The organism is Phenylobacterium sp., assembly GCF_031425575.1.
Classification (GTDB): Bacteria; Pseudomonadota; Alphaproteobacteria; order Caulobacterales; family Caulobacteraceae; genus Phenylobacterium.
Genome location: NZ_JANPJP010000215.1, coordinates 1 through 6,381 on the forward strand (window position 1 = coordinate 1; position 6,381 = coordinate 6,381).

The window sequence follows — 6,381 nt, forward strand, 5'->3', positions numbered from 1 at the left end:
GGTCCTCGGGCGTGTAGAGCTGGCCGTCGGGCCGGCGCGCGCCGGGCTTGGCCTGGACCGTGTACATGAAGATCTCGCCCAGGCCGGTGGCGATGGGGCCCATCTCCGGGGCGATGGCCGGCGGCAGTCGCCCGCGGGCGATCTGCAGTCGCTCGTTGATCAGTTGGCGGGCGAAGTAGATGTCGGTCCCGTCCTCGAACACCGCGGTCACCTGGCTCAGCCCGTAGCGCGAGACCGAGCGGGTGTATTGCAGGCCGGGCAGGCCGGCGATGGCGGTCTCCACCGGAAAGGTGATCCGCTGCTCGGCCTCCAGCGGCGAGAAGCCGGGGGCCTCGGTGTTGATCTGGACCTGGACATTGGTGATGTCCGGCGTCGCGTCGATGGGCAGCCGCTGAAAGCTCCACACGCCAAGGGCGGCGGAGAGGAAGACCAGGGCCAGCACCGCCCACCGGAAGCGGATCGACAGCGTGACGATGCGTTCCAGCAGGCCGGGGCGGCCGGGGACGATGTCAGTGGTCATGGCTGGCCCCCGACTTCTCGATGTCGGCGCGGATCAGGAAGGCGCCGTCGACCACATACTCGGTTCCGGGCGCCAGCCCGCCGAGCACCTCGGTCCATTCCGGCGTCTGGCGGCCCAGCTCCAGCATCCGCACCTCGTAGGTGTTCCCGACCTTGGCGAACACCACGGTGAAGTCTCTGAACCGCTGCAGGGCCTTGGTGCGCACCGCCAGCGGGGCCGACTGCGCGCCGACGGAGAAGGATCCCTCCACCCCCATGCCGGGCCGGAAGCTCGTCGCCGCGCCGGGCGGCAAGTGGACGTGGGCCATCAGGGTCTGGCTGGCCAGGTCGGCGGTCGGCAGGATGGCCTCGACCCTGGCGGTCAGCCGCGCCTCGCCGGACAGTGAGCGGACCTCGACCGGCTGGCCGACCCGGACGCGCTCGGCGTCACGCGGATAGACAAAAAACTCGGCGTGCAGCTTGGTGGGGTCGGCGACCACGAACAGGGGTTGATCGCCGGCCACGCCCCCGACATTGGCGTTCTTCTCGGTGATCACCCCGCTGATCGGCGCCGTGATCCCATAGGCCTGCAGGCTGTGGCTGGACTCCACCCGCGCCATCGCCTGCCCCTTGCGCACCGATTGGCCCAGCTCGCCGCGCATCATCAGGATGCGGCCGGGATAGACGGCCCGAACCTCGGCCATGCCCTCCGGAACGATTTCCACCCGGCCGGCCATGTCGACCAGCTCGCTGATCGCCGCCGGTCCGGCGATTTCAGTCCGCACGCCGCCGGCCTTGGCCGCCTCGGCCGAAATGCTCGTGCGGCCTTCATAGGAGGCATAGGCCCACTGATGGGTCCGGCCGCCTTCGACCGCCCGGATCTTGACGTCGAAGGAGTGCGGCTCGACCACCACCCCGGCCCCGCGCAGATAGTCCTCGACAGGGGCGAAGGCGAAGCGGTCCACCTTGCCGCCCAGACGGGTCAGCTCGACGGTGAGCTGCACCTGCCGGGGATCGATGGGCTTGTCCTTGCGATAGACATAGGCGTGGAACTCGGGCGGCGCGCCGTCCTCGAAAATGGTGATCTCGACGGCGAAGTCCCCGTCGCGGAGTAGGCGGCCGCGATGCGGCCCGCGCTCGAAATCGGCGGCGGCGGCGGCGTGGTCGTCGCCCTCGGCCTTGGACTTGGGCCGGTCGCCGCAGGCGGCGAGCAGGCTGCCGGCCAGCAGGAGTGCGGCCAGGCCGCGGAAGGTCGAGGGGCGCATCAGCGGATCTCCGCGCTGGCGATGAGGGCGGCATGGCGACCGGTCAGCCGGTCGAGGCGCACGCCGTCGAGATGGAAGCGTTTCAGGAGGTCGATCCGCCGGGCCTTGGCCTCGATGACCGCCCGCTGGGCGTCGGCGACCTCCAGATAGGTGAAGGCCCCGCCGCCACGGTTGAAGCCGTCCCGGACCAGGGTTACGGCCCGGGCAGCGCTGGGAGCAACCTCAGCGTCGTTTCGGGTCACCTCGGCCAGGGTCGCCGCGCGCCGTGCGGTCAGGCGCGACACCTCCCGCTCCCGGTCGATCCGGGCGGCGGCCATGTCTGCGTCGGCGGCGGTGCGCTCGGCCTGGGCGCGCGCGATGGCGCCCTGGTTGGTGTCGTTGCGGCCAAGCGGGATCGATCCCCCGATGATGACCGCCACATCGTTGCTCTCCCCGAAGTGCCGCAGTCCGGCCCGCCAGCGGGGATCCTGCACGGCGCGGGCGCGCTCGACCCCGATCCGGGCCTGGTTCAGGTCGCGCTCCATCGCCAGCAGCCGCAGGTCCGGAGTGTCAGCGAGTGTGCCGGCAGGGGACGCGGCCCGCGGTTCCAGGGCCGAGGCGCTGAGCTCGAAATTGGCGCCGGCGCCCCAGTAGGACGCCAGCAGCCCTCGCGCCTGCTCTGCGGCGGCCAGCGCCTGGTCGCGGTCGATACGGGCCTGGGCGGTGGCGGTGCGGGCGCGCTCGCCGGAGAACAGCGGATCACGCGCCGCGCGCACCCGGCGCTCCACCTCGCCTTCCAGGCGCCGGGCCAGGGCCAGGCGTTCTTCCGCCACCGCGATCTGGGCCTCGGCGCCCAGCGCCTCCACCCAGGCCGCCTGGACCTCCGCCAACAGGTCAAGCGCGCGGACCGAGGCCCGGCCCTGGGCCACAGCCAACTCCGACCGGGCCACATCGACCCGCGCCTCGCGCTTGCCGCCCCGTTCCCAGGTCTGCTCGTAATAGAGCGTGGCCTCGGACCGATCGGCCAGCCCCACGTCACCGGTGCCTGCGAAGTTCTCCAGATCCGCGCCCAGGATAGGATTGGGGCGAACCCCTGCCTGGCGGACACCGGCCTGCGCGGCCTGCACGCGGGCGGCGGCGGCGGGGCGGGCGGGGTCATAGGCCGCGGCCCGTGTCAGGGCCTCGGAGAGACTCAAGGTCTCGGCGACGGCGTCGAAACTGACCGCCGCGAACACGGCGGCGCAGGCCATCAGCAGACGGCGAGACGGCGCCCTTGGGCGCGCGTCGTGGGGCTTTGGCATGAGGGTCTCACCAGGCAGACATGGATCGGTCCGCGTCATGGGACGCGGGAGCTCAGACGCTGAAGGTGAGGCCTTTGGGGGGGCGTTCCGGGCCGGGTGAGCCGGGGCTGGAGATCAGATGATCCGACAGTATGGCCAGTCTTTGGGTTGAGCTCGCGCTGACACCCCGACGCTCGCCCTCACCGATGATGCCCTGCGGGCCGTCGGTGTGGTGATGGTGCCCGCTGCCGCGATCATGGCTCGCGTCGCTCTCGCCGTCCTGGTGGTGATCGTCGAAGGACAGGTCGCTGAAGCCGCCGTGCTCATGGTGTTGCGCCAGCTGGCTTTGGTGCTGCACCCGGTCGAGCACGCTGGCGGCTGATGCGGTGGCGTAGAGCAGCGACAACGCGATGCAGAACATCGCGACGGCGGTCTTGAACGACAAGGACAGTGACCGGCTCACGCCGCAGCACTACGGCGCCTGACGCCGAGTCTCAAGGCTGGCCGGGGACGGGCGTCCAGATCACTTGACGGCATTTGGTTTGATGCCTAGCTATATAGTATGGCGTCAAACGAGATGGCCTTGGAGATGGCGATGGAACGGCGACGATTTCTCTCCCTGATGGGTGGCGGCGTGCTGGCTGGGGCGACGGCAGGGGCTGTGGTCTTTGCGCTGACGCGAGAACCCAAGCGTGCGCTGGCGCCCTGGTCGGCTGCGGGACGACGCGACGACGTCCGGCTTGGGGCATTGAGTTACGCGATCCTCGCGCCTAACCCGCACAATCGGCAGCCGTGGTTGGCGGACGTGCGGACGCCGGGCCAGGTCATCCTCCATGTTGATCGTACGCGCCTGCTCCCCCACACTGACCCGCTCAACCGTCAGATCACCATCGGCCTCGGCTGCTTCCTAGAGTTGATGGTGATGGCTGCGGCCGAGGCGGGCCATCGCGTGGACCTGGAGCTATTCCCGGACGGCGAGACCTCCCAGGGGCTGACCTCCGGTCGCGTGGCGGTCGCCCGGTTTGTGCATGACGCAACCGTGCGCCCCGACCCGCTATTCGCCCACGTGCTGGCGCGCAGATCCAACAAGGAGCCGTTCGACACGGCGCGTCTCGTGGATCCCGCGGTCGTTCGCCGGATCCTGACGGCCGCGCGCCATGGCCCGGCGGTGGATGCATCGGTGGCGCCCACCTCGGTCGCGGCGCTGCGCAGCCTCACCGAACGCGCGCTGCGTATCGAGATCGCCACTCCGCGAACCTATCGCGAGAGTGTGGATCTGTTCCGCATCGGCCGCGCCGAAGTGGAGGCGAACCCCGATGGTATCGACTTCACAGGCGTGATGTTCGAGGGCTTGTCGCGCGTCGGCCAGTTCGACCGCCAAGTGGCGCTGGAGCCGAAGTCCATGGCTTACCAGCAGGGGGTAGGGGCGGTGATCGAGAACGCGGCTTCGGCCACAGGACACGTCTGGATGGTTAGCGCACAGAACCGACGGATTGACCAAATCGCCGCGGGGCGTGATTGGGTGCGCATGAACCTGGCCGCGACCCGAGAGAGCGTCGGGTGGCATCCGCTGAGTCAGGCCCTGCAGGAGTTTCCGGAGATGGCCGGCCCTTACCGTGAGGCCCACGCGCGCTTGGCGCCTCGTGGCGGAACCGTGCAGATGCTGTGCCGCATCGGCCACGGCGTGGCTGTCGGCCCCAGCCCCCGCTGGCCGCTCGAGGCCAAGCTGGTCGCCGCATGAGCGAGGGGGATCAGCTGACCGGCCGGCAGCTTTTCGAGTTCCTGAACGAGGTCGGCATCATCAACCAACTGGCCATGAATATGTTCGCCCGCGTGCTGCCGGAGGGCGTGCACGTGTCGCACTTCTTCATTCTCAACCACATGGTCCGCATGGGCGACGGTCGGACGCCCCAGCGGCTCGCCAGCGCAATGCAGGTCACGAAAGCGACAATGACTCACTCGCTGTCAGTGCTGAGGCAAAGGGGATTCATCTCGACAGGGCGCAACGCCCAGGACGGCCGCTCCAAGCTGGTTCACCTCACCGATGAGGGTCGTCGTTTTCGCGAAGCCGCGATCGCCAACCTCGACGCGGCCACGGCCGGTATCGCCGAGCAACTGGACGCTGCGACGCTGGCGGACGCCTTGCCGGTCCTGCGCCACCTTCGCGCTGTGCTCGATCGCGCACGCGACGACGTTGATCAGACTGGAGCGGAGAAAGGCGTGCGAGACTGACGGCGCTTAGGTTTCCGGAGCCGGCGTCCAGAGCACCTGGTCGATCCGCGCCGCGCCCGTGGCCAGCATCACCAGCCGGTCAAACCCCAGCGCGCAGCCGCTGGCTTCCGGCATGACCGCGAGCGCCGCCAGGAAGTCCTCGTCGATCGGATAGCGCTCGCCATAGACCCGCTGCTTCTCGTCCATCTCGACACTCAGACGGTCACGTTGCTGGTCAATGTCGGTCAGTTCGCCGAACGCATTGGCCACCTCCACGCCGCAGGCATAGAGCTCGAAACGCTCGGCCACCCTTGGGTTTCCGGGTTTCGGCCGGGCCAGGGCCGCCTGAGCGATCGGGTACTCGGTGAGCAATGTCGGCCGGCCCATGCCGAGGTGCGGCTCGATCTTCTCCACCAGAATCCGGGACACGATATCGGACCAGGTGTCGTCGTCGGCGATCCTCACCGGCGCCTGGGCCGCCAGGGCCGAACGGTCGACTGTTCCATCCGTGGAGACCGACATGAGCAGGTCGACCCCGGCCCACCGCGCGAAGGCCTCGGCGACCGTCACCCGCTCGGGCTGCGCGAAGGGGTCGCAGGCATGGCCCCGGAATCGCAAGGCCTCGGCTCCGACACTCTCCGCCGCCAGGGCCAGGAGGCTCTGGCAGTCGTCCATCAGGCTCTCATAGGGTTCGTTGGCCCGGTACCACTCCAACATGGTGAACTCCGGATGGTGCAGGGCGCCCCGCTCGCGGTTGCGCCAAACCTTTGCGAAATCAAAGATTTTAGTCTCGCCGGCGGCCAGCAGCTTCTTGCAGGCGAACTCCGGCGAGGTGTGCAGATAGAGCTGTGACCGCTGGCCGTCCGTGGTGATGGCCTCGGTGGCGAATGCGTGCAGGTGCGCCTCATTGCCCGGCGAAATCGCCAGGGCCGCCGCGTCCACCTCGATGAAGCCCTGGTCCTCGAACCAGCCCCGGATGGCCCTCTGTATGGCGTTGCGCCCCAGCAGGAAGGGCCTGCGGTCCTGGTGGTTCTCGGGCCGCCACCAGGGCGAGGGCAGGGGGGAGGTCACGCGCGGCGCTCCAAGGGACTGGCGATCCTGGCCCGGATCGCTATAGGAGCGCAGGAACCTAGCACAACGCGCCGGCC

7 protein-coding genes are annotated in these 6,381 nt (G+C 69.3%); 2 read left to right on the forward strand and 5 right to left on the reverse strand.

The genetic code is table 11. From position 1 onward, the window contains the following. From RMO97_RS12395 to RMO97_RS12410, 4 genes are all read right to left on the reverse strand, one after another. The coding region (locus RMO97_RS12395) for an efflux RND transporter permease subunit (protein WP_310541382.1) at positions 1–487 on the reverse strand (487 nt) is incomplete at its 3' end. Between the two features lie 22 nt (positions 488–509). After that, complete coding sequence (locus tag RMO97_RS12400; protein WP_310541377.1) at positions 510–1,763, reverse strand: efflux RND transporter periplasmic adaptor subunit; 1,254 nt, start codon at positions 1,761–1,763, stop codon at positions 510–512. Beyond that, positions 1,763–3,043, reverse strand: a complete 1,281-nt coding sequence (locus RMO97_RS12405; protein WP_310541378.1) for a TolC family protein — start codon at positions 3,041–3,043, stop codon at positions 1,763–1,765. The genes RMO97_RS12400 and RMO97_RS12405 overlap by 1 nt, the downstream gene beginning before the upstream one ends. Positions 3,044–3,095: 52 nt before the next feature. Continuing rightward, positions 3,096–3,467: a hypothetical protein gene (locus RMO97_RS12410; RefSeq protein WP_310541379.1), complete on the reverse strand. Its 372-nt coding sequence runs from the start codon at positions 3,465–3,467 to the stop codon at positions 3,096–3,098. A 144-nt stretch (positions 3,468–3,611) separates the two neighbouring features. Between RMO97_RS12410 and RMO97_RS12415 the strand changes: the two genes are divergently transcribed. Continuing rightward, a complete protein-coding gene (locus RMO97_RS12415; RefSeq protein WP_409035310.1) occupies positions 3,612–4,763 on the forward strand; it encodes an Acg family FMN-binding oxidoreductase in 1,152 nt (383 codons plus the stop codon). Beyond that, positions 4,760–5,254, forward strand: coding sequence for a MarR family transcriptional regulator (locus RMO97_RS12420; RefSeq protein ID WP_310541381.1), 495 nt, complete (start codon positions 4,760–4,762; stop codon positions 5,252–5,254). The genes RMO97_RS12415 and RMO97_RS12420 overlap by 4 nt, the downstream gene beginning before the upstream one ends. Before the next feature lie 6 nt (positions 5,255–5,260). Here the strand turns inward: RMO97_RS12420 and epmA are convergent, their stop codons facing one another. Further along, positions 5,261–6,304: an EF-P lysine aminoacylase EpmA gene (epmA, locus tag RMO97_RS12425; protein ID WP_310541383.1), complete on the reverse strand. Its 1,044-nt coding sequence runs from the start codon at positions 6,302–6,304 to the stop codon at positions 5,261–5,263. Positions 6,305–6,381: the final 77 nt, after the last annotated feature.

Excerpts from the sequence above, each read along its gene's own strand:
- RMO97_RS12420 (WP_310541381.1), top strand. The coding sequence starts at position 4,760 with ATGAGCGAGGGGGATCAGCTGACCGGCCGGCAGCTTTTCGAGTTCCTG.
- RMO97_RS12405 (WP_310541378.1), bottom strand. The coding sequence starts at position 3,043 with ATGCCAAAGCCCCACGACGCGCGCCCAAGGGCGCCGTCTCGCCGTCTG.
- RMO97_RS12400 (WP_310541377.1), bottom strand. The coding sequence starts at position 1,763 with ATGCGCCCCTCGACCTTCCGCGGCCTGGCCGCACTCCTGCTGGCCGGC.
- RMO97_RS12415 (WP_409035310.1), top strand. The coding sequence starts at position 3,612 with ATGGCGATGGAACGGCGACGATTTCTCTCCCTGATGGGTGGCGGCGTG.